The 25,492-nt window shown below is 70.9% G+C and carries 23 protein-coding genes; 12 read left to right on the plus strand and 11 right to left on the minus strand.

Annotated elements, in window-relative coordinates:
* Window position 1: 1 nt before the first annotated feature.
* The 3 genes from kdpF to ACIREE_RS20625 form a co-directional block, all read right to left on the minus strand.
* Complete coding sequence (kdpF, locus tag ACIREE_RS20615; protein WP_404153853.1) at window positions 2-91, minus strand: K(+)-transporting ATPase subunit F; 90 nt, start codon at window positions 89-91, stop codon at window positions 2-4.
* Window positions 92-360: 269 nt separating this feature from the next.
* Window positions 361-1,860 carry an amidase gene (locus ACIREE_RS20620; RefSeq protein ID WP_404153856.1) on the minus strand — a complete coding sequence of 500 codons (1,500 nt, stop codon included), beginning with the start codon at window positions 1,858-1,860 and terminating at the stop codon, window positions 361-363.
* A gap of 169 nt (window positions 1,861-2,029) precedes the next feature.
* Window positions 2,030-2,611: a TetR/AcrR family transcriptional regulator gene (locus ACIREE_RS20625; protein WP_404153858.1), complete on the minus strand. Its 582-nt coding sequence runs from the start codon at window positions 2,609-2,611 to the stop codon at window positions 2,030-2,032.
* Window positions 2,612-2,734: 123 nt separating this feature from the next.
* Here ACIREE_RS20625 and ACIREE_RS20630 point away from each other — a divergent pair, with 123 nt between their 5' ends.
* From ACIREE_RS20630 to ACIREE_RS20660, 7 genes are all read left to right on the plus strand, one after another.
* On the plus strand, window positions 2,735-4,408 hold the full coding sequence (locus tag ACIREE_RS20630) for a CocE/NonD family hydrolase (RefSeq protein ID WP_404153861.1): 1,674 nt from the start codon (window positions 2,735-2,737) through the stop codon (window positions 4,406-4,408).
* 93 nt (window positions 4,409-4,501) lie between these two features.
* Window positions 4,502-6,163 carry an ABC transporter substrate-binding protein gene (locus tag ACIREE_RS20635; RefSeq protein ID WP_404153863.1) on the plus strand — a complete coding sequence of 554 codons (1,662 nt, stop codon included), beginning with the start codon at window positions 4,502-4,504 and terminating at the stop codon, window positions 6,161-6,163.
* Entirely contained in the window at window positions 6,160-7,110 is a 951-nt protein-coding gene (locus tag ACIREE_RS20640; protein WP_404153866.1) for an ABC transporter permease, read from the plus strand. Before ACIREE_RS20635 ends, ACIREE_RS20640 begins: the two co-directional genes overlap by 4 nt.
* Window positions 7,107-7,955, plus strand: coding sequence for an ABC transporter permease (locus ACIREE_RS20645; protein ID WP_404153868.1), 849 nt, complete (start codon window positions 7,107-7,109; stop codon window positions 7,953-7,955). The genes ACIREE_RS20640 and ACIREE_RS20645 overlap by 4 nt, the downstream gene beginning before the upstream one ends.
* Complete coding sequence (locus ACIREE_RS20650) at window positions 7,952-8,917, plus strand: ABC transporter ATP-binding protein (protein WP_404153871.1); 966 nt, start codon at window positions 7,952-7,954, stop codon at window positions 8,915-8,917. Before ACIREE_RS20645 ends, ACIREE_RS20650 begins: the two co-directional genes overlap by 4 nt.
* Window positions 8,910-9,722, plus strand: a complete 813-nt coding sequence (locus ACIREE_RS20655) for an ABC transporter ATP-binding protein (protein ID WP_404153873.1) — start codon at window positions 8,910-8,912, stop codon at window positions 9,720-9,722. The genes ACIREE_RS20650 and ACIREE_RS20655 overlap by 8 nt, the downstream gene beginning before the upstream one ends.
* A 13-nt stretch (window positions 9,723-9,735) precedes the next feature.
* The gene (locus ACIREE_RS20660; RefSeq protein WP_404153876.1) at window positions 9,736-10,152 is read left to right on the plus strand and encodes a DUF3237 domain-containing protein; all 417 of its coding nucleotides are present in this window, start codon (window positions 9,736-9,738) and stop codon (window positions 10,150-10,152) included.
* A gap of 17 nt (window positions 10,153-10,169) precedes the next feature.
* Here ACIREE_RS20660 and ACIREE_RS20665 read toward each other — a convergent pair whose 3' ends face one another.
* The 6 genes from ACIREE_RS20665 to ACIREE_RS20690 all read right to left on the minus strand — a co-directional run bounded on the left by ACIREE_RS20665 (window position 10,170) and on the right by ACIREE_RS20690 (window position 16,577).
* Window positions 10,170-12,563 (minus strand): ATP-binding cassette domain-containing protein, encoded by a 2,394-nt coding sequence (locus ACIREE_RS20665; RefSeq protein ID WP_404153879.1) that lies wholly within the window; start codon window positions 12,561-12,563, stop codon window positions 10,170-10,172.
* Between the two features lie 65 nt (window positions 12,564-12,628).
* The gene (locus tag ACIREE_RS20670) at window positions 12,629-13,069 is read right to left on the minus strand and encodes a VOC family protein (protein ID WP_404153882.1); all 441 of its coding nucleotides are present in this window, start codon (window positions 13,067-13,069) and stop codon (window positions 12,629-12,631) included.
* Window positions 13,070-13,159: 90 nt separating this feature from the next.
* Window positions 13,160-14,332, minus strand: coding sequence for a spore photoproduct lyase family protein (locus ACIREE_RS20675; protein ID WP_404153885.1), 1,173 nt, complete (start codon window positions 14,330-14,332; stop codon window positions 13,160-13,162).
* A gap of 144 nt (window positions 14,333-14,476) precedes the next feature.
* Window positions 14,477-14,839 (minus strand): DUF3140 domain-containing protein, encoded by a 363-nt coding sequence (locus tag ACIREE_RS20680; RefSeq protein WP_404153888.1) that lies wholly within the window; start codon window positions 14,837-14,839, stop codon window positions 14,477-14,479.
* Window positions 14,836-15,063 carry a DUF2945 domain-containing protein gene (locus tag ACIREE_RS20685; RefSeq protein ID WP_404153891.1) on the minus strand — a complete coding sequence of 76 codons (228 nt, stop codon included), beginning with the start codon at window positions 15,061-15,063 and terminating at the stop codon, window positions 14,836-14,838. The genes ACIREE_RS20680 and ACIREE_RS20685 overlap by 4 nt, the downstream gene beginning before the upstream one ends.
* A 113-nt stretch (window positions 15,064-15,176) precedes the next feature.
* Window positions 15,177-16,577 carry a GntP family permease gene (locus ACIREE_RS20690; protein WP_404153894.1) on the minus strand — a complete coding sequence of 467 codons (1,401 nt, stop codon included), beginning with the start codon at window positions 16,575-16,577 and terminating at the stop codon, window positions 15,177-15,179.
* Between the two features lie 307 nt (window positions 16,578-16,884).
* On the opposite strand from ACIREE_RS20690, the gene ACIREE_RS20695 reads away from it, so the two are divergent.
* Window positions 16,885-18,600 (plus strand): ATP-binding protein, encoded by a 1,716-nt coding sequence (locus ACIREE_RS20695; RefSeq protein WP_404153897.1) that lies wholly within the window; start codon window positions 16,885-16,887, stop codon window positions 18,598-18,600.
* Window positions 18,597-19,274, plus strand: a complete 678-nt coding sequence (locus ACIREE_RS20700) for a response regulator (protein WP_404153900.1) — start codon at window positions 18,597-18,599, stop codon at window positions 19,272-19,274. The genes ACIREE_RS20695 and ACIREE_RS20700 overlap by 4 nt, the downstream gene beginning before the upstream one ends.
* A 69-nt stretch (window positions 19,275-19,343) precedes the next feature.
* On the opposite strand, the gene ACIREE_RS20705 is transcribed toward ACIREE_RS20700, so the two are convergent.
* Window positions 19,344-19,850, minus strand: coding sequence for a GbsR/MarR family transcriptional regulator (locus ACIREE_RS20705; RefSeq protein WP_404153903.1), 507 nt, complete (start codon window positions 19,848-19,850; stop codon window positions 19,344-19,346).
* Between the two features lie 126 nt (window positions 19,851-19,976).
* On the opposite strand from ACIREE_RS20705, the gene ACIREE_RS20710 reads away from it, so the two are divergent.
* From ACIREE_RS20710 to ACIREE_RS20720, 3 genes are read left to right on the plus strand one after another with little or no spacing between them, the layout of a single operon-like run.
* Window positions 19,977-21,539, plus strand: a complete 1,563-nt coding sequence (locus ACIREE_RS20710; RefSeq protein ID WP_404153905.1) for a GMC family oxidoreductase — start codon at window positions 19,977-19,979, stop codon at window positions 21,537-21,539.
* Between the two features lie 41 nt (window positions 21,540-21,580).
* Window positions 21,581-23,023, plus strand: coding sequence for an aldehyde dehydrogenase family protein (locus tag ACIREE_RS20715; protein WP_404153908.1), 1,443 nt, complete (start codon window positions 21,581-21,583; stop codon window positions 23,021-23,023).
* Window positions 23,020-24,150 carry a M20 family metallopeptidase gene (locus tag ACIREE_RS20720; protein ID WP_404153910.1) on the plus strand — a complete coding sequence of 377 codons (1,131 nt, stop codon included), beginning with the start codon at window positions 23,020-23,022 and terminating at the stop codon, window positions 24,148-24,150. The genes ACIREE_RS20715 and ACIREE_RS20720 overlap by 4 nt, the downstream gene beginning before the upstream one ends.
* Here the strand turns inward: ACIREE_RS20720 and ACIREE_RS20725 are convergent.
* Window positions 24,136-25,464 carry a class I SAM-dependent RNA methyltransferase gene (locus ACIREE_RS20725; protein WP_404153913.1) on the minus strand — a complete coding sequence of 443 codons (1,329 nt, stop codon included), beginning with the start codon at window positions 25,462-25,464 and terminating at the stop codon, window positions 24,136-24,138. The genes ACIREE_RS20720 and ACIREE_RS20725 overlap by 15 nt on opposite strands.
* Between the last annotated feature and the right edge of the window lie 28 nt (window positions 25,465-25,492).

The raw sequence follows: 25,492 nt of genomic DNA on the forward strand, positions 1-25,492 counted from the left end.
CTCAGAACCTCTCCGGGCGGATGAGGGCGAGGACGAGATAGCCCAGCAGGGCGACGGCCACGACGAGGCCGACGATGTTCTCGGCGGTCACAGCTTGGTCACCCCCTTGGCGACAAGTGCCACCAGAGCGAAAACCGCGATCGTGGTGACGACGAAGGCCATGTCGGCCATCGTGAGCTCCTGTATGAGGTGCGGAAGGGACAGGGACGGACTCGAAGCGCCCGAACATATGAAGTGTTCGGACGCTTAGAGCAAACTCCCGGTCGTGGCCGGATCCGATCCCCGTTGACGCCTCTCATACGGGGACGTATCTGCCCTTGACGCATCTCTTACGTGGAGGGGGGCGCGACGTGATCCACGTCAAACGGAACCGGAAAGCCCCGGGTGTCCCGGCGCCGCCCACGCCCGCAGCACGGGCGACCTGCCCTCGACGGCCTGGGCCGCGTCGAGCACCAGGTCCTCCGTGAACCGGCCACCGATGATCTGCGCCCCGAGCGGCAGCCCCTCGTGCAGCGCGACCGGCACGGTGACGGCCGGAAAGCCGAGAACGGGCACGGCGGTCATCGGCCACATCGCCGGGAAGAGCTCTGCGGACCGGCGCGCTCCGGCGAGGTCGGCATCCTGCTCGAAGGGCGGCTCGGCGCAGACCGGAGTGAGCAACAGCCGGTCCGTTCCCAGGAGTTGCTGCAGCCGGGTGATCAGGGTGGCCCGCCGCCCCCAGCCGTTGATGTACGTCTCGATGTCCGGGCGCTCGCCCCACACCGTGGCGGCCGCCGCGAAGTGCCCGGCGAGCGCGGTGCGGATCGCGTCGTCGCCGATCCTCTCCACGACGCGCAGCAGCGGCCGGGTGTCCTCGGTGATCAGCAGCAGCCAGAGCCGGGCCGCCTCCGCGAGCAGCGGTTCGACGTCCACCTCGTCGACCTCGTACCCGGCGTCGTCGAGCCGCGCGGCGGCATCGGCGACGGCCGCGTCGACCGCCGGATGGTTCTTCACGCCCTCGTTGCCGCGTACGACGGTGACCCGCACCGGCCCCGCGCCCGGCGCCCGCTCCGGCAGGGCCGGCACACCCGGGACGCCCGCGGTGTCGCGCAGGTCGGGTGTCGTCATGGCGTGCAGCGCGAGCCGCGCGTCGGCCACGGTCCGGCCGAGCGGCCCCTGCACGGCGCACGCGTGCACGGTCGGCGGGAAGTCCAGCGGCACGGGCCCGTCGGGGGTGTCCGCGAAGGCGGGCGGCCCCCAGCCGGAGACCCGGCCGACGGTCGGCCGCACCCCGACGACCCCGCAGCAGGCCGCGGGGAAGCGGATGGAGCCGCCGATGTCGTTGCCCTGGGCGAGCGGGGTGAGCCCGTCGGCGATCCCGGCGGCCGCGCCCCCGCTGGACCCGCCCGGCGTCCTGCTGTGGTCCCAGGGGTTGAGGGTCCTGCCGTGCAGGTCGTTGCCGGAGAACCAGCGCAGCGAGAACGCGGGGACGTTGCTGCGCCCGAGCGGGATCGCGCCCGCCGCGCGCAGGGCCGCGACGCAGGCGGCGTCCTCGTCGGCGAGGTTCCCGGCGAGGGCGGCCACGCCGTTCGTGGTGGCGTACCCCTGCTGCTCGGTGTTGACCTTGATGGAGACCGGCACGCCGTGCAGCGGGCCGAGGTCCTCTCCCGCGGCGACGGCCACGTCGGCCCGGTGGGCGGCGGCGAGGGTCTCGCCGGGGCGAACCTCCACGAGCGCGTTCGTCGCCGGGTTCGTCTCCTCGACGCGTGCGAGGCAGGAGGTGACGACCTCGACGGCGGAGACCTCCCGGCCGCGCACGGCGGCGGCGAGTTCGGTGGCGGACCACTGCCACAGCTCGGCGCGCTGACCTGGACTTCCCATGGGGCACCTCTTCGGGAGGGGATGAGGGACGGGAACGAGGAGCGGTGATGTGCGGCGCTCGGGGCGGGCCGCGGCACGGAAAGCCGTGATACAACGGCGTTTTATTTCGCGCACAGACTGCGCCGCCGCCTCGATCGCTGTCAACCCCCGTAAGCCACCCGCCGCTTACTCAGTCCGCGGAGCCCCGCAGCAGGTCCACGACGGCCAGGATCGCCCGCTCCCCGCGCTCCGCGGTCCAGCTCTCCTGGTCCTCCAGCGTCGACAACCAGTAGCCGCGCAGCAGGAGATGGAGCACGTCCCCGGCCAACTCACCGCCACCCAGACCTCCTTCACCGGCGAGCGCGCTCAACTCCTCGCGGCCGCGCCGCGACGTGGTCCGCCGCGCCTTCTCGACCTCGGCACCCGCGCCGGGTCCCGCGCTGGCGATCTCCATCATCAGCCGGCGCAGCACCTCGTCGTCCCGCTCGGTGGTGCACATCCAGCGGACGGCCGCGCGCAGCCGCTCCTCGCCTTCGACGCCTTCCAGAGCGCGGGCCATCTCGTGGCCCCAGTCGGCCTCGGCGCGGCGCATCGCGTTGGTCATCAGGGCGGCGCGGCTGGAGATGTAGTTGGTCACCATCGCGGTGGATCCGCCGAGCTGTTCGGCCACCGCCCGGATGGTCACGGAGCGGACGCCGCGCTCACGGGCGACCTGGATGGTGGCGTCCGCGATCTCGTCGAGCCGCCTGGTCTCGTCTACCTCGATCGGCATGTCGCCGACCTTAACGCAATGGGTTGACCCCGTTCACACGGAGCTACAATGTTGTCATACAACGCTGTTACATGACGGCGTTGTTCATCCCTGCGTGCGGGAGAATCACGGGAGATCACCCTCATGACCTTTGCTTTTGAGCACGTCGGCCCGGCTCCTGTGCCCGCGAGGGCCCACGAGTTCCGGGTGCGGATGCGCGACGGGGTCCGGCTCGCCACCGACGTCTACCTCCCCGATCGCGCGGAGCCCGCGGTGCCCGCCGAGCCCGCGGTGCCCGCCGTCCTCGTACGACTGCCGTACGACAAGAACAGCCGCTACGTGTACTTCGACGAGGTCGCCGCCCGGTTCACCGCCCGCGGCTACGCGGTCGTCGTGCAGGACGTGCGCGGCAAGTTCCGCTCCGAGGGCTCGACCGTGCCGTTCCTGCGCGAGCCCGAGGACGGCTACGACACGATCGACTGGATCGTCCACCAGCCCTGGTCGGACGGGCTCGTGGGGATGTTCGGCGACTCGTACTACGGGTTCACGCAGTGGGCCGCGGTCGCCTCCCAGCACCCGGCGCTGCGCGCGATCGTCCCCAGGGTGACCACGGTCGACTTCAACGCGACCACGCAGAGCGGCGCTCCGGTCGGCCGGCCCGTATGGCTGGAGGGCATCGAGTACTACGCGCACTACTGGGTCGACCAGGGCGTGTACGAGTACGAGCCGGACCGCACCGTCCGCCCCGTCATCGACCAGTACGAGCAGGCGTTCCGCGCGATCGGCGCCCGCTCCACCTGGTTCGATCTGCTCGCGCCGCGCTTCACCGACCTGTTTCCGGCGCGCGGCAGGCACCCCTTCGACGCGCGCCCGGTGCCCGTACTGCACTGCGTGGGCTGGTTCGACAACATCGTGACCCCGCACATGCGGGACTACACGGAGCTCGCCGCGCGCCCCGGCTGGGACGCCGTGCAGTACCTGTGGGCCGGGGCGGTCGACCACGAGAACTACCGGCTCGCGGACGCTCCGGCGACCGGGGAGAGCGACCACGCGGCGAGCACGGCCGCCCTCGACCGCATGCTGCCGGGCTATGTCGATCCGGCGCTCGAATTCTTCGACGTGTTCCTCAAGGGTGACCGTCGCGCGCAGGAACTGCCTAAGGTGCGCTGGGAGTTGGGGCACGCCGAGTGGCGGACCGACGTGTCGTGGCCGCCGCCCGGAGCAGTGGAACACACCTGGTGGCTCCACGCGCAGGACGGCACCCTCGGACCGCACGCGCCGACGACAGCGGATCAAGCACAGTGGGCGTACGACCCGGAGGACCTCGTCCCGTCAGTCGTACCGAACTCCTTTGCCACGCTGCACAGTTACCCGGACCTCGCCCTGCTCGCCGCCCGCGAGGACGTGCTCCGCTTCACCGGCCCCGCACTCTCCGGGCCGCTCGACCTCGCGGGCCCGCTCTTCCTCGACCTTCAAGTAAGCAGCACCGCAGCGGAGTTCGACGTGTTCGCCAAGCTCGTCGACGTCCACCCGGACGGGACGATGCGGCCCGTCGCTCGCGGCGAGGTCCACGTCCGCACGGATGAAGTGCCCGACGAGGTGCGCGTCGACCTCGGGCACACCGGTTACCGGATGCGCCCGGGGCACCGGCTCGCCCTGCTGCTGGCGAGCAGCGACTACCCGCTCTATCTGCCCGCGTCGGGCAGCGACGAGAACCCGTGGACCACGCTCGCCCCGAAGCCGAGCACCCAGACCCTGCGCACCGGCGGCGCCCACCCCTCACGCCTCGTCGTCACCGCCCTGCCCGAGCAGCCCTGAACACCACCTCCACACACGCGCGCCCCCACCGACGCACTCCCCCACACCGAAGGACCCGGCACCACTCGGAACTCCCCGATCAGGAGCACCCTCATGCACGCTCCCCGACGCACCGCCCTGCCGCTCACGGCGCTGGCCACGGTGCTCGCGCTCACGTCCTGTTCCAGCGGCGGCGACCCGGCGGCGAACTCCTCACCCGGCGCGGTGCGGCTCACCACCACGACGCCCGCCGCTCACGGCACCGTCGACGAGGTCACCTGGAACCTGCCCATGGGCGAGCCGACCACGCTCGACCCGGCGAAGGTCGGCGACTACTCGCCCAGCACCGTCGCCTCCAATCTCTGCGACCCGCTGATCCGCCTGAAAGCCGACTACTCCACCGCGCCCGGGCTCGCCACCTCCTGGAAGCGGCCCGACCCGAAGACGCTCGTACTGAACCTGCGCCGGGGCGTCACGTTCTGGGACGGCAAGCCGATGACCGCCGACGACGTCGTCGCGAGCCTGGAGCGCCAGCGCGTGCCGGCCACGCAGAGCGTCAACATCCAGGTCCTGGCGAACGTCACCACCATCAAGGCGACCAGCTCCCACCAGGTGACCGTCCGCTTCCGCACCCCGGACTCACTGTTCCTGAAGTACCTGGTGAACGGGTTCGGCGCCGTCAGCGAGGCGTCGTACCTGAAGAAGGCGGGCACCTCCTACGGCACCGCCAAGGGTGGCCTGATGTGCACCGGCCCGTTCAAGCTCAGCGGGTGGCGGTCGGGCGAGTCGATCACCGCCGTGCGCAACACCGCGTACTGGGACCCGGCGCTGCGCCCCAAGGTCGAGAAGCTCACGTTCCGGTTCGTCACCGACAACGGGACGCTGACCAGCGCCCTGCTGTCCGGCCAGATCGACGGCAGCTTCGAGATCCCGTCGACCGCCGCCAAGGCCCTGCGCACGTCCAAGGAGGGGAACCTCTACTACGGTCCGTCCGCGCAGACCGTCTTCCTCACCCCGACGAGCCCCTCCTCGCCGCTCGCCGACCGCCGCGTCGCCGACGCGCTCTCCCTCGTCCTCGACCGCGACGCGCTCGTCAAGAACGTGTACGACGGCGCGGCCCAGCGGCAGAAGACCTTCATCCCCTCCCTCGTCTGGAAGAACAGCAAGGCCAAGGACGTGTACGCGAAGGGGTACGACGCGCTGCCCGAGCTGCCGGGGCCGGATGTCGCCAAGGCGAAGAAGCTCGTCGAGCAGGCCGACCCGAAGCAGCGCACCCTCACCGTCGCGATGGGCGCGGGCGACCAACAGTCCCTGCAGACACTGACGTTCCTCCAGGCCGACGCCAAGAAGATCGGCCTCAAGGTCGTGATCCGGCAGCTCCAGCCCACGCAGATGTCCGGCATGTTCTACAACCCGGCGCTGCGCAAGGGCCTCGACGCCACCATGGTCCTCGGCTACGTCGAGATACCCGACCCGCTCTCCTACGCGGACATGCTCACCGACCCGAAATCCCCGTTGAACTGGACCAACTACCGCAACAGCGCGGTGACTTCACATATTCAGGCAGCCAAGGCGACGACCGACGAAGAGGCCGCCGCCACCGAGTTCACCGCGGCGCAGGCGCTCTACGCGAAGGACTTCCCGGTCGTGCCGATCGTCTGCCCGTACGAGCGGCTCTTCCTCAACAAGCGGCTCAGCGGCACCCCTGCCTCCTTCGCGTACATCAATTCCCCGTGGGCGGCCCATCTCGGCGGCACCGGGCAGGGGACCTCATGATCTGGCGTTTCATGGCCCGGCGCGCCGCGACGCTCGCCGTGACCGCGCTCGTCGCGAGCGTCGCCGTGTACGGGGCGCTGTTCGTCTCGCCGGGCGACCCGGCGACCCTGCTGGTGGGCGGCGGCAGACCGCCGAGCGCGAAGCTGCTCGCCGAGATCCATCACCAGTACCACCTCGACGACCCGTTCGTGCAGGGCTACCGGCGCTGGCTGACCGCCCTGTTCCACGGCGATCTGGGGCAGTCCCTCAGCTACCGGGACTCGGTCGCGCACCTGGTCGGTGACCGCATCGGCAACACCCTGTTCCTGGTGACGTTCGCGGCGGTCATCATCATCGTGGCGGGCGTCGCCCTCGGCACGTTCGCGGCGCTGCGCGGCGGCTGGGGCGACACCGTGGTGACCGTCGTGACCACGACGCTCATGGCCGTGCCCACGTTCGTCATGTCGGTGCTGCTGATCTGGTGGCTGTCCGTGCGCTGGGACCTGTTCCCCGCCTACGGCACCGGCGAGGGCTTCACCGGCCGCCTGGAACACCTCACCCTGCCCGCGCTCGCACTCGCCGCGACCTGGCTCGCCTACGTGGCGCAGGTGACGCGCTCGGCGGTGCGCGGCGAACTCGCATCGGAGCACGTACAGACCGCGCGCGGCCGGGGCCTGCCCGAGCGACTCGTCGTACGCAAACACGTGCTGCGCAACGCCTCGGCGCCGATCTTCTCGGTGTCCGGGGTGGCCGTCGCGGGCCTGATCGCCGGCTGCGCGATCGTCGAGCAGGCCTTCGGCGTCAACGGCATCGGGGCGCTCCTCGTGCAGAGCGCCGCCAAACAGGATCTGGCGGTGGTGCAGGCGCTCGCCCTGATCAGCGTCGTCCTCTTCATCGGCGTGAACACCGTCGTGGACATGGTCACGGCACTGCTCGACCGCCGCACTCCTCTGGAGGCCGCCGCATGACGGCGTATCAACTCACGTTCACGGTACGTGTGTTCAGGCGAGGCAACGGCGTACTGATCGCCTCCGGGGCCGTGGTGGCGCTCGTGGTCGTGCTCGCGGTCTGCGCCCCGCTCGTCGCACCGTACGACCCGGAGGCCGTCGACCCGATGGCCGTGTACCAGGGAAGTTCGGCGGCGCACTGGCTCGGCACCGACGACACCGGGCGCGACATCCTGTCCCGGATCCTGTTCGGGGCGCGGCTCAGCCTGCTCGCGCCCGCCGTCGTGACCGTCTCCGCGAGCGTCGTCGGCACGGCGCTCACGATCGCGGCGGCCTGGCTCGGCGGCTGGTACGACCGGGTCGTCTCCGGGCTGCTGAACGTGGTGTTCGGCTTCCCCGGTCTGATCCTCGCCGTGGTCGGAGCGGCTGTCTTCGGGGCGGGTCTGCGGGTGGCGGTCGTGACGCTGTCCGTCGCGTACCTGCCCTACGTGGCCCGCACGGTGCGCGGCGCCGCGCTGCGCGAGGTGCATCTGCCGTACGTGTCGGCGCTGCGCATGCTCGGCATGTCCGGGTGGCGGATCTGTCTGCGGCATCTGACGCCCGCACTGCTGCCGCTGGTCCTGGTGCAGGTGACGGTCTCGTTCGGGTACACGCTGCTCGACGTGGCGGCGTTCTCCTTCATCGGCCTCGGCGCCCAGCCGCCGACGTCCGAGTGGGGGCTGATGGTCGCGCAGGGCGCGTCGGGCGTCCTGGCAGGACGGGCCGAACAGTCGCTGTACGCGGGTCTGGTGATCGTCGTCTTCGTCATCGCGTGCACCCTGCTCGGCAACGGCCTCTCCCGACGCCTCCTGGGAGACGACCGATGACACTCCTCGACATCCAGGATCTGCGCGTCACCCTCCCTCTCGACGGGGCCGACCGTACGGTCATCCATCAGGTCGATCTCTCCGTCCCGGCCGGTTCGGCGGTGGGCCTGGTCGGCGAGTCCGGCTCGGGCAAGTCGCTCACCGCCCGGTCCGTGCTGCGGCTGCTGCCGCCCGGCGCCCGCGTCGAGGGCGACATACGCGTCGACGGCGTCTCCGTGCCCGCCATGGGGCCCGCCGCGCTGCGCGCACTGCGGGCGCGGGACATCGCCATGGTGTTCCAGGACCCCCGCGCCCACATCAACCCGATGCGCACGGTCGGCGACTTCCTCACCGAGGGCCTCGTCGCGCGCGGCACCCGGCCGCGCTCCGCCACGGCCACGGTCACCGCCCTCCTGCGCGACGTGGGCATCCCCGACGCGGAACGCCGGTTGCGGCAACGACCGCCGGAGCTGTCCGGGGGGTTGCTCCAGCGCGTCATGATCGCGGCCGCGCTCGCCGGCGACCCGCGCCTGCTGCTCGCCGACGAGCCGACGACGGCGCTCGACGTCACGACGCAGGCCGAGGTCATGGCGATCATCGACGAGGCCCGGACGGCCCGCGGCCTGGCCATGCTGTTCATCACGCACGACCTGGCCCTGGCCGCCGCCGTCTGCGACCGCGTCGCCGTCATGTACGCGGGCTCCCTGGTGGAGGATCTCCCCGCCGAGCACCTGCACAAGGCGGCCCGGCACCCCTACACGCGGGCGCTGCTCGCGTCCCGGCCCGCGCCCGGCGCGGACGAGCAGCGGTTGCGGGCGATCCCCGGGCGGCCACTGTCCGCGTTCGAGGCGGGGCCCGGCTGCGCGTTCGCACCGCGCTGCCCGGCGGCCCGGGACCTGTGCCGCGCCGAACGTCCCGAACTGCGGCCCGTCGGCGACGGACTCGCCGCCTGCCACTACCCCGCGGAGCCCGCCGATGACTGAACCGACCGACGCGTACGTGCTTCAAGTCAGCGGTCTGCGCAAGGAGTTCGGCGATGTCGTCGCCGTCGACGACATCGATCTCACGCTGCAGCCGGGCGGCTCGCTGGCCGTCGTCGGCGAGTCCGGTTCCGGCAAGACGACCGCCGCCCGGATGATCGCGGGTCTGGAACGCCCGACGGCCGGAGCCGTACGGCTCGCCGGGCGGGAGCGGGCCCGCCCGCCCCGGCGGACCGCCGAACGGCGCCGCGCCGCCCGCGATGTCCAGCTGGTCTTCCAGGACCCGTACGCCTCCCTGGACCGCCGCCAGCGTGTGCGCGACTGCCTCGCCGAGGTCGTCGCGCTGCACACGGAGCTACGGGGCTCCGCGCTCGACCGGCGCGTCGCCGACCACCTCGACCAGGTGGGCCTGGACGAACGCCAGGCCGGCGCGCTCCCCGGCGCCCTCTCCGGCGGGCAGCGCCAACGGGTCGCCATCGCACGGGCGTTGGCCGTACAGCCAAAAGTGCTGGTGCTCGACGAGGCCGTGGCAGCGCTCGACGTATCCGTGCAGGCGCAGATCCTCACGCTGCTCCGCGATATCCGCGAACAGACCCCGGTGGCCTACCTGTTCATCACCCACGACCTGGGCATCGTCCGGCATGTCTGCGACGACATCGTGGTCATGCGCGGCGGCCGGATCGTCGAACGGGGGCCCGTGCGCTCGGTGTTGACCGAGCCCTCGCACGCGTACACCCGGGAACTGCTCGACTCGGTGCCACGCCCGGGCTGGAAACCGACCCGCCGGACCCCCACTCCCGCCGCCTGAAAGGAAGAACCCCATGCATGCCGTTCCCACCCTGACCTACGCCTTCGAGATCCGGGCCGAGGTCGACCCGCCGCTGCACATCGGACACGGCAGCGGCGAGGTCACCGAGTTCACCCCCATCACGGGCGGCACCGTACGCGGCCCCCGGCTGACCGGCAGCGTCCTCGCGGGCGGCGGCGACTGGTCCAGCACCCGCGGCGACGTCTGCCAGCTGGAGGCCCGCTACCTCCTGCGCGCAGATGACGGCGCCGTGATCGACATCGTCAACCGGGGCTACTACACGGAGTCCGGGGCGGGCGTCTACTTCCGCACCGCCCCGGTCTTCCGCACCGACGCCGCGGCGCACCGCTGGCTCACCGCGACCGTCTTCGTCGGCCTGGCGCACGACGACGGCGGCGCCATCGTCATCCGCTGCTACAGCCTGGACTGACGGGTTTACGGGCTGAGTTACGGGGCGCCGACGTACTCCGCCAGGTGCTCACCGGTGAGGGTCTTGCGCTGGGCGACGAGCTCGGCAGGGGTGCCCTCGAAGACGACCGTGCCGCCGTCGTGGCCCGCGCCGGGACCGAGGTCGATGATCCAGTCGGCGTGCGCCATGACGGCCTGATGGTGCTCGACCACGATGACCGACTTGCCGGCGTCGACGAGCCGGTCCAGCAGACCGAGCAACTGCTCGACATCGGCGAGGTGCAGGCCGGCGGTCGGCTCGTCGAGTACGTAGATGCCGCCCTTCTCGCCCATGTGCGTGGCCAGCTTGAGGCGCTGCCGCTCGCCACCGGAGAGGGTGGTGAGCGGCTGGCCGAGGGTGAGATAGCCGAGCCCGACGTCGTCGAGGCGCTCAAGGATCTTGTGCGCGGCGGGCGTACGCGCGTCGCCCGCGCCGAAGAATTCCCCGGCCTCCGCCACCGACATGGCGAGCACCTCGCTGATGTCGCGGCCGCCGAGGTGGTAGTCGAGGACGGAGGCGTCGAACCGCTTCCCGTCGCACTCCTCGCAGGTCGTGGAGACGCCGGCCATCATCGCGAGATCGGTGTAGACGACGCCCACGCCTTTACAAGTGGGGCAGGCGCCCTCGGAGTTGGCGCTGAACAGTGCGGGCTTCACCCCGTTAGCCTTGGCGAACGCCTTGCGGATCGGGTCGAGCAGTCCGGTGTACGTCGCCGGGTTGCTGCGCCGCGAGCCGCGGATCGCCCCCTGGTCGACCGAGACGACGCCCTCCCCGGCCGGGATCGACCCGTGCACCAGGGAGCTCTTGCCGGACCCGGCGACACCGGTCACGACGGTCAGCACCCCGAGCGGAATGTCGACGTCGACGTCCCGGAGGTTGTGCGTCGCGGCGCCACGGATCTCCAGCGCGCCGCTGGGCTTTCGCACGTCTGCCTTCACGACGGCCCGGTCGTCGAAGTGCCGCCCGGTGACGGTGTCGGCGGCTCGCAGCCCCTCGACCGTGCCCTCGAAACAGACACTGCCGCCGCCCGAACCGGCCCCGGGGCCGAGGTCCACGACATGGTCGGCGATCGCGATCATCTCGGGCTTGTGCTCGACGACGAGCACGGTGTTGCCCTTGTCCCGCAGCCTCAGCAGCAGCTCGTTCATCCGCTGGATGTCGTGCGGGTGCAGGCCGGTGGTCGGCTCGTCGAAGACGTACGTCGTGTCGGTGAGCGACGACCCGAGGTGGCGGATCATCTTGACGCGCTGCGCCTCACCGCCCGACAGGGTGCCGGACGGCCGATCGAGCGAGAGATAGCCGAGGCCGATCTCCACGAACGACTCCAGGGTCTGCCGCAGCGTCTCGAGGAGCGGCGCCACGGAAGGTTCCTTCAACTCCCGGGCCCATGCGGCCAGATCCCGGATCTCCATCGCACAGGCCTCGGCGATGTTGATCTTCTTGATCTTCGACGACCGGGCTCCCTCATTGAGCCGCGTGCCCTCACAGTCCGGGCAGACGGTGAAGGTGACGGCACGCTCCACGAAGGCCTGGATGTGCGGTTGCAGCGAGTCGACGTCCTTGGACAGCATCGACTTCTGGATCTTCGGGATCAGCCCCTCGTACGTCAGGTTGATGCCGTCGACCTTGATCTTGGTCGGCTCCTTGTACAGCAGGTCGTGCAGCTGTCTCTTGGTGAACTTGGCGATCGGCTTGTCCGGCGGGAAGAAGCCGCAGCCGGTGAAGATCCGGCCGTACCAGCCGTCCATGCTGTAGCCGGGGATCGTGAGCGCGCCCTCCTCCAGCGACTTGCTGTCGTCGTACAGGGCGGTCAGGTCGATGTCGGTGACCGAGCCGCGGCCCTCGCAGCGCGGACACATGCCGCCGGTGATGCTGAAGCTGCGCCGCTCCTTCACGTCCTGCCCGCCGCGCTTGACGGTCACCGCGCCGGCGCCGCTGATCGAGGCGACGTTGAAGGAGAACGCCTTGGGCGAGCCGATGTGCGGCTTGCCGAGCCGGCTGAAGAGGATCCGCAGCATCGCGTACGCGTCGGTCGCCGTACCGACCGTGGACCGAGGATCGGCGCCGAGCCGCTGCTGATCCACGGTGATCACGGTCGTCAGCCCGTCGAGCACATCGACCTCGGGCCGCGCGAGCGTCGGCATGAAGCCCTGCACGAACGCGCTGTACGTCTCGTTGATCAGCCGCTGCGACTCCGCGGCGATCGTGTTGAACACGAGGGAGCTCTTGCCGGAACCGGAGACACCGGTGAACACCGTGAGACGCCGCTTGGGAAGCTCGACGCTCACGTCCTTGAGATTGTTCTCCCGCGCGCCGTACACGCGGATCAGGTCATGGCTGTCGGCCACATGCTGCCCGGGCGACGGTTCATCGGTCTTCCTGGCCTTGGTCATCAGTTCTCCGAGTCTCCATATGTCGGGCTACCGGCTGCGAGCTGCAGTATCTCCGGTGGGCTGGTTCAGGGCAGCTCGTTGAAGCGGATCAGGTTGCCCGCGGGGTCCCGGAAGGCACAGTCGCGGACGCCGTACGGCTGCTTGATCGGCTCCTGGACGACATCGGCCCCACTGGCCAGCACGCGCTCGAAGGTGGCGTCGAGGTCGCTGGTGCCCAGAGTGATCCGGGCATAGCTGCCCTTGGCCATCATCTCGACGACCGTGCGCCGCTCGTCCTCGGTGATCCCGGGGTCCATGGCCGGCGGCTCCAGCACGATGGACGTACCGGGCTGCCCGACCGGCCCGACGGTGAGCCAGCGCATCCCGTCGTACCCGACGTCATTGCGCACCTCGAAACCGAGGGCGTCCCGGTAGAAGGCGAGCGAGGCCTCCGGGTCGTCGTGCGGAAGGAAGGTCCAGTGAATGGTGAGGTCCGTGCCGGTGAGGTCCGTGCTCGTGAGGTCCATGCCCTTGACGCTAGATCGGGCGGGGCCGCCGGGGCTTCTCCGTTCCTGACCGGTTCGGGCAGGCGGGATTCACTCGGCACATGGCGTATGTCAAAAGGCGTACCTGACGCGCAGCCACGGCGCGTGCGCGGCGAGCAGCTCCTGGATCCGGTGCAGGGCGTGCCGTTTGGTGTCCTGGTCGTAGCGCACGTTCAGGGCCCCGTTCTGGGAGCGCTTGACCTCCTGGGCGGCCGGCTGCCACAGCACGTCCTCGGCGCGGGGGTGCCAGCCCAGGTTGACCTCGTGGAGCGCTTGGTTGTGGGTCAGCATGATGACCTCGGCCGCCGCCTGCTCCTTCACCCGGGCGGGCAGGACATCGTCGAGGTGGGTGAGCAGGTCGGCCCAGTCGCGCTGCCATCCCGGGCGCAGCACGACCGGCGAGAGATTGAAGTGCACCTCGTACCCGGCGTCGAGAAAGTCGGCGGCCGCGGCGATCCGCTCGTCGACCGGGCTGGTACGGATGTCCAGCAAGCGCGCATCGTCGGGCGGCATGAGGGAGAAGCGCACGCGGGTCCGCCCCTGCGGGTCGAGTGCGAGCAGGTCGGGATTGACGAACTTGGTCGCGAACGAAGCCTTGGCGGTCGGCAGCCCCCGGAACGCGGCGACGAGATCCGCCGTGTTGTCGCAGACCAGGGCGTCGACGGAACAGTCACCGTTCTCGCCGATGTCGTAGACCCACGCCTGCGGATCGCACTGATTGGGTTCCGTCTTCGGCCCCTGGGCCCGTACGTGACGCCGTACGTGAGCGACGATCGCCTCGATATTGGTGAACAGCGTGATGGGGTTGGCGAAGCCCTTGCGGCGCGGCACATAGCAGTAGGCGCAGGCCATCGCGCATCCGTTGGAGGGCCCCGGGGCGATCCAGTCGGCCGACCGGCCGTTGGGTCGCGTGGCAAGGGTGTGCTTGACCCCGAGGACGAGGATCTCGGTCTTGATGCGGACCCATCGGGCGATGTTGCCGTCGTTGCCGTGCAGGGCGGGGATGTTCCAGTGACTGCCGACCTCGGTCACGCGCACGCCCGGCAGCCGGGCCATGATCTGCTGACCACGCGGAGAGTCGAGCGCGGCGCGCTCCGCGTACACCTCGCGTACGTCGAGCATCCGCCGTGCCTGGGGGCTGTCGCGGAACGGCTGGGGCGCGGCCGGCTCGGTCTGCGGCACGGCGTCCGCCCACCCGAAGAGAGCTTGCTGCTCGGGCGCGCCGGAGCCGGGTTCCGCCGCCACGATCCGCACGCTCCTTGGGTTCCGGCCCCCGATGGACGTTCTTCTTCACTGTCCGGCTGTTCAGGGACCGGCGCATTCCGACGAACCGCCCGGGTCAGCCGGCACCGCATCGTACGTCTTCCGCAAATGCACGACCGGGCCCGATCACTTGCTCGGGTCGTGGCCCCAATTCATGAGGGAGTACCGCCAGCGCGTATCCGTGACATCACCGGAGGGCCGCTGCTTGAGGTGCCGGTGCACATAACCGACCACCTTGCGCATGTGCGCGACATCGTCATCGGTGAGGTCGGTCTTGTTCTTGTCCAGGAGGTCGATGATGCGGCGTCCGGACGCGTGCCCCACGCTCTCACCGTTGCCGTCCGACTGGCCCACGCTCTTGGAGTCGTCCGTGGCCAGCCACTTCTTGAGGGCGACGGGCGTCATGTTGACGGCCTCGCCGAACTCATCGATGGTGTCCTGCCGGCCGGCGTCGTCGCTCTTCGCGCTCTTCGCGCTCTTCTCGCTCATGAGCCGGTGTTCTTTTTGCGCAAGGACTCCGGCTTATGAACGGCATTGCGGCCGGACTTGTCGCTTTCGACCTCGTACTGCGGTTCGTCCTTCGAGGCGTCGACGGTGCGTCCCGCCACCTCGTCGCGTCCCGTGATCTTCTTCTTCACTTTCCCCGGAACAGTCTGTCCGTGACTGCTCCAGGAAACCTGGTCACCCTTGCTGAGCTTCTTTCCCTTGGCCACGATCCGTGCGCTCCTTCGGTTCCGGCCCCCGATGGACGACGTTCCTCACTCTCCCGCCCTTCGGGGACCGGCGCATTCCGACGCCGCGTACGGTCGGGCGATGTCAGGCGATGTCAGGCGAATATCGAAAGGAGCAGCGCCATCAGCAGACCGCAGACGCTCACGATGGTCTGGATCGTGGTGTGCGACTTCGTGGCCTGGCCGAGTGTCATGCCGAAGGACTCCTTGACCAGCCAGAACCCCGCGTGGTTCACGTAGTTGAGGCCGATCGAACCGGCGCCGATGGCCACCACGAGCAGCGAGGTGTGCAGACTGCCGCCGTCCTGCGCGAGCGGGGCGAGGATGCCCGTCGCGGCGACGATGCCCACCGTGGCGGAGCCGGTGGAGAAGGACAGGAGCAGGGCTAGCAGCCAGCCCAGCACGATCACGTTGAGGTGCATGCCGGATGCCGCGGACTCGACGGCCTGCCCGATGCCGGAGTCCTCCAGGACCTGGTTGAACGCCCCGCCGCCCGCGATGATCAACAGGATGCCCGCGACGGCTTTCAGGCTGTCCGTGAGCGAGGAGCGGATCGAATCGGCGGAGAGGCCACTGCGGTAGCCGAGGGCGAAGAGCGCGAAGAGGAAGCCCGCGAGCATGGCGATCACCGGCTCGCCTATGAACGCCATGACGTGCCGCACCCGACTGGACTCGTCGAGGACCAGCTCCGCGACGGTGCGCAGCAGCATCAGGGCCACGGGGACCAGTACGGCGGCGAGGGCCCAGCCGGTGCGGACCTTGTTCGCGCGGGGTTCTTCGCGCGCTCCGGGCTCCTGCGCCGCGTCGCCGTTCCCGGTGAACTTGGCGATCAGCTCGGGGTCGGGGCGCACGTCGAGGCGCGGGGCGATCCAGCGGCCGTACACCGGGCCCGCGATGATGATCGTCGGGATCGCGCAGACCAGGCCCACGGCGATGCTCATGCCGAGATTCGCGTGCAGGCCCTCCACCGCGACGAGCGGTCCCGGGTGCGGGGCCACCATGCCGTGCAGGGTGGACAGGGCACCGATCGCGGGCGCCGCCAGATACACGTACGGGGACTTGATCTTGTGCGTACGTTCCAGGCGCTGGGCCACGCTGAAGATCAGTGGCAGCAGGACGATCAGGCCGATCTCGAAGAACATCGGGATGCCGATGACGAAGGCCGCGCCCGTCACGTACCAGGGCAGCGAGCGGGGGCTCGCGCGGTCGACGATCATCCGGGCGATCCGGTCCGTGGCACCCGACGCGGACAGCAGCCGCCCCAGCATCGCGCCGAACGCGAGGGTGATGCCGACGTCGCCGAGGATGCCGCCGGCGCCCGATTCGAGGGACTCCGCGATCTTCTCGACCGGCTGCCCCGCCGCCAGGGCGACACCGACCGAGACGGTCATCAGGGCGATGAAGGGGTGGAACCGGAGCCGGGAGTTGATCAGCGTGATCAGCGCGCCGATGGCCGCCGCCAGGATGATCAGCAGCGTCCACGTGTGGCCCGTCACGGTCGGGCTCCCGACCGGCCGCGGAGGACCGGATCCGGGCGGGCGGCGGTGAGTGCTGTCGTCATTGAAGAACTCCTGGTCTGCGGCTCGTACGTGTTCCGGCGGGAACGTATCGGCCGGGCGCCGGGCGCCTCCAGGTTGTGCGCGTAACCCGTGAAACCCCTGATCTGCGCGTTCTGCGCATTCTGTGCACGGCCCGATCCGGGGTTACGGTCGGCGGGTGAGAATCGTCGAACCGCCAGGTCGGGGGCGGTCCACCCGGCAGCCGTCCCGACGAGGACGGCTACGGGTTCGGCTGCGTACCCAGGTGCTGCTTCTGCAGTGCGCGGTGGTCGCGGTCACCCTCGCCACGGCGTTCGCCGCCTTCGCGTACTGGAATGAGCACCGGCTCGACCGGGAGTACCAGCTGCGCGCGCTCGCGGTGGCCCGCACGGTCGCCTCGGAGCCGTCCGTGCGGCGCGCCGCCGCCGAGTTCTCCGCGGCCAACGCCCGCCCGGGAAGCGGCGCCGCCCACACCGCGCGCGCGACGCTCGCCGACGGGCCGGCGCAGACCGTGGCCGAGGCGGCGCGGGCCAGAACCGGCTCCCTGTTCGTCGTCGTGACGGACGACCAGGGCATCAGGCTGGCCCACCCGGAGCGCTCGCAGCTGGGCAAGAAGGTGAGCACCGACCCGTCCGGCGCGCTCGCCGGCCACGAAGTGCTCGCACGGCACCGCGCCCACCTCGGCGACGAGGTCGTCGCGAAGGTCCCCGTGTACGCGCCCGGCTCGGCCACCGAGGTCGTCGGCGAGGCGAACGCGGGGCTCGCCGCGTCCGCCGTGCGGGCCCAGTTCCTCCGTGTCCTGCTCGGGGGCCTCGGCTGGCTCGTGCTCGCCCTGCTGCTCGGCGTCGCCGCGTCCGCGCTCCTGGCCAGGCGGTGGAAGCGCCTGACCCTCGGGCTCGAACCGGAGGAACTGGCCGGCCTCGTCCAGGAGCAGGAGGCGGTCCTGCACGGCATCGGCGAAGGCGTCCTCGCGCTGGACACGGAGGGCAAGGTGACGGTCGTCAACGACGAGGCGCGCCGACTGCTCGTGCCCGACGCCGCTCCCGGCCGGGATCTCGGGGAGCTCGGGCTGACACCCCGGGTGGAGGACGTGCTGCGCAGCCCCTCACATGCTCCGGTCATGGCGGCCGTCGGCGAGCGTGTGCTGGTGATCTCGTCCCGCACGGTGCACCGCGACGGCCGCGATCTCGGCACACTGCTCACCGTCAAGGACCGCACCGATGTGGAGTCCCTGACGCGCCAGCTCGACGCGGTGCAGGCCATGAGTTCGGCGCTGCGCGCGCAGCGCCATGAGTTCGCCAACCGGCTGCACGTCGTCTCCGCGCTCGCCCACGCCGGGCACCTCACCGAGACCACCGACTACATCGACTCGATCCTCGGCGCGGGCCGCCTCGGCGAAGCGCTACCGGGCATCGACGCGGTGCACGACTCGTACCTGCGTGCCTTCCTGTCGGCGAAGGCCGCGCAGGCTCGGGAGAGCGGCGTCACTCTGGTCATCGGGGGCGCCACCTGGGTCGACGGCACGCTCGCCGCGCCCGTCGACGTCACCACTGTCTTCGGCAATCTCGTCGACAACGCGATCGAAGCCGCCCGGCACGGGCAGCGCGCCGAGGCGTTCGTCGAAGTGGAACTCATGACGGAGGACACCACGCTGCTCATCACCGTCGCCGACACCGGCGACGGTGTCCCGGCCGACCGGGCGGCGGACGAGGTGTTCCGCGAAGGGGTGTCGACGAAGAACCACGCCTCGGTCGTGGGCGGCCGCGGCATCGGCCTCGCCCTGGCCCGCCAGATCGCCCGCACCGGAGGCGGCGACGTGTACCTCGCGGAACGCGGCGGACCACCGACTCCCGCCCCCGAGATCCAGCAGCCCGGCACCGGCACCGGCACCGGCACCGGCACCGGCACCGGCACCGAACCAGTCTCGGGCGGCGCGGTGTTCGTGGCCCGCCTCCACGACGCCATGGAGGCAAGCAAGTGAGCGTCCCCGGCCGACCGCCCCTCTCGGTCCTCGTGGTCGACGACGACTTCCGCGTCGCCGGTATCCACGCCTCGCTGGTGGAAGGAGTCCCGGGCTTCACGGTGGCCGCCACGACGCACACCGCGGCGACAGCACTGGAGGCAATCGCCGCCCGGCCTGTCGACCTGGCCCTCGTCGACATCTACCTGCCCGACGGTTCCGGCATCGACCTGCTGCACCGCCTGGACTGCGACGCCTTCGTCCTCAGCGCGGCGGCCGAGGGCCCGGTGGTGCGCCGCGCGCTCTCGGCGGGTGCGCTCGCCTACCTGGTCAAACCGTTCCCACCGGCGCTGCTGGCGGAGAAGCTGCGGGGTTACGCCCGGTTCCGGCAGCTGACGGACGCGGAGTCCCTGGACCAGAGCACCGTAGAGAACGCGTACGGCGCGCTACGGGAGCCGGCCATCCGTCGTCCCGCGCGCAGACCCACAGCCCGCACCGTGACCGGCGACGCGGTACTGACAGCCGTGCGCGACTCCCCGACCCCGCTCTCCGCGGGACAGGTCGGCGAACTCATCGGCGTCTCCCGCGCCACGGCTCAGCGCTATCTCGCCTCACTGGTCTCCACAGACCTCCTACGGATGAGCCTGCGCTACGGGACGACGGGGCGTCCGGAACAGGAGTACCGGACGCCGTGACGCCCCGGTCGGCGAAGCGCTGTGCGGCACGCCTTCTGCGTCATGCCGTCTGCGTACGCCGACCCGCCGTCATGCCTGCTCCTTGCCCCCCGTCCAGGCCGCGGTGTATTCCACCAGCATCGACTCAAGGTGCCCCACCATGAAGCGGTAGTAGGAGAGCATGTCGCGCAGCCGCCCCCGCTGTTCCTCGGACATGCCGGAGCTGCGCTCCTGTGCGTGCGCCGCGAGTTCGCGCAGTTCGGTGGTCGCGGCCACGAGGTGGCGCAGGCAGCCGACCCAGGCGTCGTCGCGCCACCGGTAGACGAAGTGGCGCGCTCCCGCCTCCTTGTAGCGCTCCACGGTGCCATTGGCGATGAGCAGCCGGGTCGTCTCGGAGACCGATCCCTTGCTGGCGTCCAGAGCCTCCTGGAGCTCGGCGAGGGTCAGCGGCCTGTCGCTCATCATCAGCAGTCCCCCGGCGCGGCCCGCCATGCGCGGCCAGCCCATGGCCCGGCCGACGTGGGTGCCGAACTCCTCGACAAGCGCACCCTGCGCGTCGGACGCGTCGTCTGTGCCGTGCTCGGCCGCCTCGGACACGGAACTCCCAGAAGTCAGTAGAAGATGAACGTTCAGTCTTGACTGAACTCTCTATGGGGTCGATATTACTAGCTCTGCGGCCCGATACCTAGGCCACGTCAGATCGCCCTACCCGGGAGAAGAGACATGACGAGCACGAGCTGGGACGTCATTGTGGTGGGGGCGGGGTCCGCGGGAGCCGCGCTCGCGGTGCGCTCCGCGGAGAAGGGCAAGCGCGTACTCCTCGTGGAGGCCGGCCCCGACTACCGTTCGGCGCAGATGCACGAGGCGTGGCGCTCACCCAATCCGGCGGTCGCGCTGATGGACCCCGCCGCGACCGAGGGGCTGCTGTGGGCGGGCCTGAATTCCTCCCGCACCGACGCGCAGACGCAGGCTCCGTACTGGCGCGGCAGGGGTGTCGGCGGCAGCTCGTCGATCAACGGTCAGATCGCGATCCGGCCTCCCATGGCGGACTTCGAGGACTGGAGCGGGGCCGGGTGCACGGGCTGGTCGCCGGCGGATGTCCTGCCGTACTTCGCGAAGCTGGAGGACGACGAGCAGTTCGGTGACGAGCCGTACCACGGCCGCGGTGGGCCGACACCGATCCACCGGACGCCGCAGGACGCGTGGGGCGGGGTCGACACCGCCCTGTCCCGCTCCGCCCTCGCGGCGGGGTACGGCTGGGCCGAGGATGTCAACGCCCCGTCTGCGCAAGGGGTTTCGCCCTATCCGATCAACTCGCGGGGCGGCCGCCGGGTCACGGTCAACGACGCGTACCTGGAGCAGGCCCGGGAGTTGAGCACGCTGACGGTACGGGGTGACGCCCTGGTGGAGAAGGTGGTGTTCGCCGGTGACCGGGCGGTGGGGGTGCGGCTGCGCGTCGGCGGACAGGTGCTGACCGAGCACGCGGGCACGGTCGTGCTCAGCGCCGGTGTCATCCACTCCCCCGCCGTCCTCATGCGCTCGGGCATCGGACCCGCGTCGCACCTGCGCGCGCTCGGCATCGACGTACGCCACGACCTGCCGGTGGGCCGGGGCATGCAGGACCACCCGATGGCGCTGGTGTCGATCCCGTTGCGGGAGTCGGCGGCGGTCAGGACGCCGCACGACCGGCACACCAATGTCTGTGTCCGGTGGACCAGCGGCGACAACGCCCCCGTCGACGACCTGATGTTCGTCTCGCTCAACCAGAACGTGCTGGCGATGGCCACCGCCGCGACGACCACCGCTTCCGGGGCGTTCGGCGTCTGGCTGAACCAGAACCACTCCCGGGGCGTCCTGACGCTGGCGTCCACCGACCCCTTCGACCAGCCGCTGGTGCGACAGCGGATGCTGTCCGACGAGCGGGACCTCTCTCGCATGCGCCACGGCATACGGGCGCTCGTCGACCTGGCGCGCCGCCCCGAGACCGCGGCGATCACGGAAGGGTCGCTCGATGAGGAGAACGCGGCGCTGTTCTCCGTCCTGGACAGCGACAGCGGCCTCGACGACTACCTGCTGACCACGGTCGTGGACGCGCAACACGGCACCAGCACCTGCCGCATGGGCCCGGCGGACGACCCCGGCACCGTCGTGGACAGCGAGTGCCGCGTCCTGGGCGTCGAGGGCCTGCACGTGGTCGACGCCTCGGTCTTCCCGTCCGTGCCCCGGGCCAACACCAACCTGGCCACGATCATGGCGGGGGAACTCATGGCCGACCGCATCGCCTGACCCAGCCGGCGCAGATACCCGTCGTACGAAAGAGATTCCCGATGAAGACCTTGAAGACCGCGAAGACCTTGCAGAACCTGACCGGCGGCGTCTGGGGAGACTCCTTCGACGACACGCTGCTCGACGTCGTCGACCCGGCGACCGAGGAGGTCGTCGCCCGCCTGCCCGGCGGCTGTCCGGCCGACGTGGACCGGGCCGTGGCGGCGGCCGTGCGGGCGCAACCCGCGTGGGCGGCGCTGCCCGTGAGCGAACGCGTCGCGCACATCTCGGCGTGGGCCGACACCGTCGCCGGGCACGCGGACGAACTCGCCGGCCTGGAGTGCCGGGAGATGGGCAAGCCGGTCGGTATCGGCCGTACGTTCATCGACGGGGCGGTCGCCGGTCTCAGGGCCTCCGCCGCGCAAGCGCTGTCGTACGACTTCGAGGAGACCATCGGCCATCCCGACGGCAGCGCCACCAAGATCCTGCGGCATCCGCTGGGGGCCACCGCGGTGATCACGCCGTGGAACTTCCCTGTCGCGATGGTGCTCGGCGCGCTCGGCCCGCTGCTGGCCGCCGGCAACACCGTGGTCGTCAAACCCTCCGACCGCTCACCGTTGTCGGCCGTACGGCTCTTCGAACTGCTCGACCTGGCGCCCGGCGTGGTCAACCTCGTCCTCGGCGACGCGCGTGCCGGAGCGCCGCTGGCCGAGCACGCGGACATTCAGCTCGTGCACTTCACCGGGTCCGTCGAGGCCGGCCGGCAGGTCGGTGCGGGAACGGGCAGGCTGCTGCACCGCGCCGTCCTCGAACTCGGCGGCAAGGACCCCGTCGTCGTCGACGCCGGCGTCGACCCCGGCGCGACCGCGGCAGCAGTGGCGTTCGGCGCCTTCATCAACACCGGGCAGATCTGCACGTCCATGGAACGCATATACGTGCACCAGGACATCGCCGAGGAGTTCATCGAGGCCCTGGCGGAGGCGGCGGGGACGTACACCGTCGGCGACGGACACGACGAGGGCGTCATGATGGGCCCCCTGGTCGACGAGCGGCAACGCGACACGGTCCGCCGGCATGTCGCCGATGCCGTCGAGCGCGGCGCGACGGTCCGTACGGGAGGAGTCGAACCGGACGGCAAGGGTTTCTTCTACCCGGCCACCGTGTTGACCGGCGTCGACGAGTCGATGCTGGTGATGACCGAGGAGACCTTCGGACCGCTCGCCCCTGTCGTGGTCGTCTCCTCCTTCGAGGACGGGCTCGAGCGTGCCGCCCGGTCCCGCTTCGGTCTCGCGGCCACCGTCTACACCCGCGACCCCGACCATGTGGCCGCGGCCGGCCGGCTGCCCGCGGGCGTCGTCTGGATCAACCAGTGGCAGGGCGGCGGCCCCGAACGCCTCTACGAGCCGGCCGGCGACAGCGGCATGGGCGCCACCGGTGCGCGCGCCGCCTACGACGCCGCCACCCGCCCGGCCTCCGTCCACATCGCCGCCGGAGCCGTGTCATGAGGTCCACGCCGATGAACCCCAAGACCGTCGTCCAGCAGCGGATCCGGACCGCGGAGCGCGAACTGGTGGACCTGTCCCGTCGCATCCACGCCCATCCGGAACTGGCCTTCGAAGAGGTCCGCGCCAGTACCTGGGTCGCCGAGCACCTGAGCGCGGCCGGCTTCGACGTCGAGCACGGCTGCTACGGCCTGTCCACCGCGGTCCGCGCCACCGTGGGCTCCGGGCCGCTGCACATCGCCGTCTGCGCGGAGTACGACGCGCTGCCGGAGATCGGCCACGCCTGCGGCCACAACATCATCGCCGCCGCCGCGGTGGGCGCGGGAGTCGGCCTCGCCGGACTCGCCGACGACCTCGGACTGACGGTCACCGTGCTCGGGACACCGGCCGAGGAAGGTGGCGGCGGCAAGATCCTGATGCTCGAACGCGGAGCCTTCGTCGGAGTGGATGCCGCCATGATGGTGCACCCCGCGGCCGCCGAGACGGATGCCATGCCCGGGACCGCGGTCTCCCAGTTCGACGTCCTCTACCGCGGCACGCCCGCGCACGCGGGCGCCTACCCCGAACGCGGAGTCAACGCCGCCGACGCCATGACCGTCGCCCAGGTGGCCATCGGACTACTGCGCCAGCAGACCGCCGGCACGGACCGCATCCAAGGCATCGTCACCGAAGCCGGCAGCGCGGCGAACGTCATCCCGGACACCAGCCGGGGCCGATGGATAGTCCGCTCGGACACCCTGGAAGCACTCGCACCCCTCAAAACCCGGGTGGCGCGCTGCTTCGAAGCCGGGGCGCTGGCCACCGGGTGCGACCTGACCACGAGCCCCGTCGGCCCCGACTACGCCGACCTGCGCCCCGACCCCACCATGTTGGCTCTGTACCGCGCGAACGCCGAAGCCGTCGGCCGCACCTTCTCCGCCGACGCTGCCGCCGGAGCCGCCACCGACATGGGCAACGTCTCCCACGCCGTCCCCACGATCCATCCCATGCTCGGCCTCGACTGCGCGCCCGCGGTCAACCACCAACCCGAGTTCACCGCAGCCTGCGTCACACCGGCCGCGGACCGCGCCGTCCTCGACGGCGCCGTCGCGATGGCCTGGACCGCCGCCGACCTGTCAGGACGCCTTTGACTCGGGCTCCAAAATCGCCACGCACTCCACATGATGCGTCATCGGAAACAGATCGAACGCCCGCAGCGACCGCACCCGGTACCCGCCCTCCTTGAAGTACCCGATGTCCCGGGCGAGCGCGGCCGGGTCGCACGCCACGTAGGCGATCCGGCGGGCGCCCAGCGTCGTGAGGTGGGCGACCGTCTTCTTGCCGGCGCCCGCGCGCGGCGGGTCCAGGACGATGAGGTCGGCCTCGGTGATGCCGGTGCGGGGCAGGGTCGCCTCGACCTTGCCCTGCTCGATGCGGACCCGGTCGAAGGCAGCGAGGTTGTGCCGGGCGTCCTCGACCGCGCGCTTGCCGGACTCGATGCCGAGCACCGCGCCCTTCTCGCCGACGCGGTCCGCGAGGGCACCGGCGAACAGGCCGACGCCGCAGTACAGGTCGAGGGCCGTGTCGCCCTTGCGCGGGAGGAGCCCCTGCATCACCGCGAGCATCAGCGTCTCCGCCGCCTGCGGGTGGACCTGCCAGAAGCCGCCGCTGCCGACCCGGTACGTACGGCTGTCGGCGCGCTCGCGCACGAAGGCGCGGCCGTGCACGCGGTGCACCCCGCCGTCCTTCTCGCCGACCCGCATCACGGACACCGGCTTGTCCAGCTCGACGAGGGGCAGCCGGGCCTCGGGCTTCGGCTCCAGGATCACCATGCGGTCCTGGGACCCGGTCGCCGCGATCGCGTCGACGGACACCATGCCCGACCAGTCCCGCTGCTCGATGCCCAGCTCGGAGACGCCCTCGGCCGCGATCATGCAGTGCTCGATGGGCTCGACCTCGTGCGAGCGGTGGCGGCGCAGTCCGGCGTTGCCGTCCGCGTCGATCGCGTACTGGACGCGGGTACGCCACTGCGGCACCTGGCCCGCCGGCAGCTTGTCGCCCTCGGCCGGCATCACGGTGCCGTCCCAGCCGGCCTGCTCCGGGGTGAGGCCCGCGAGCCGCTGCAGCTGTTCGGCGATGACCTCGCCCTTCAGGCGGCGCTGCGCGCCCGGCTTCGCGTGCTGCCAGTCGCAGCCGCCGCAGCGGCCGGGGCCCGAGTAGGGGCAGGGCGCCTCGACACGGTCCTTGGACGCGTCAAGCACCTTCACGGCGTCCGCACGCAGGAAGCGGTCGCCCTCGTCGCCGTCCGTCACCCGCGCCACGACCCGCTCGCCGGGCAGCGTGTGCCGTACGAAGAGGACCTGGCCCTCGGCCGTACGCGCGATGCAGTGGCCGCCGTGCGCGACGGGGCCGATCTCGACCTCGTACTCCTCCCCCACCAGTGACGTCTTCTCTTCTGCCTGCATGGCGGGGGCTCCAGTACCTCAAGGGGAA

Source organism: Streptomyces sp. NPDC102467, assembly GCF_044765445.1.
Classification (GTDB): Bacteria; Actinomycetota; Actinomycetes; order Streptomycetales; family Streptomycetaceae; genus Streptomyces.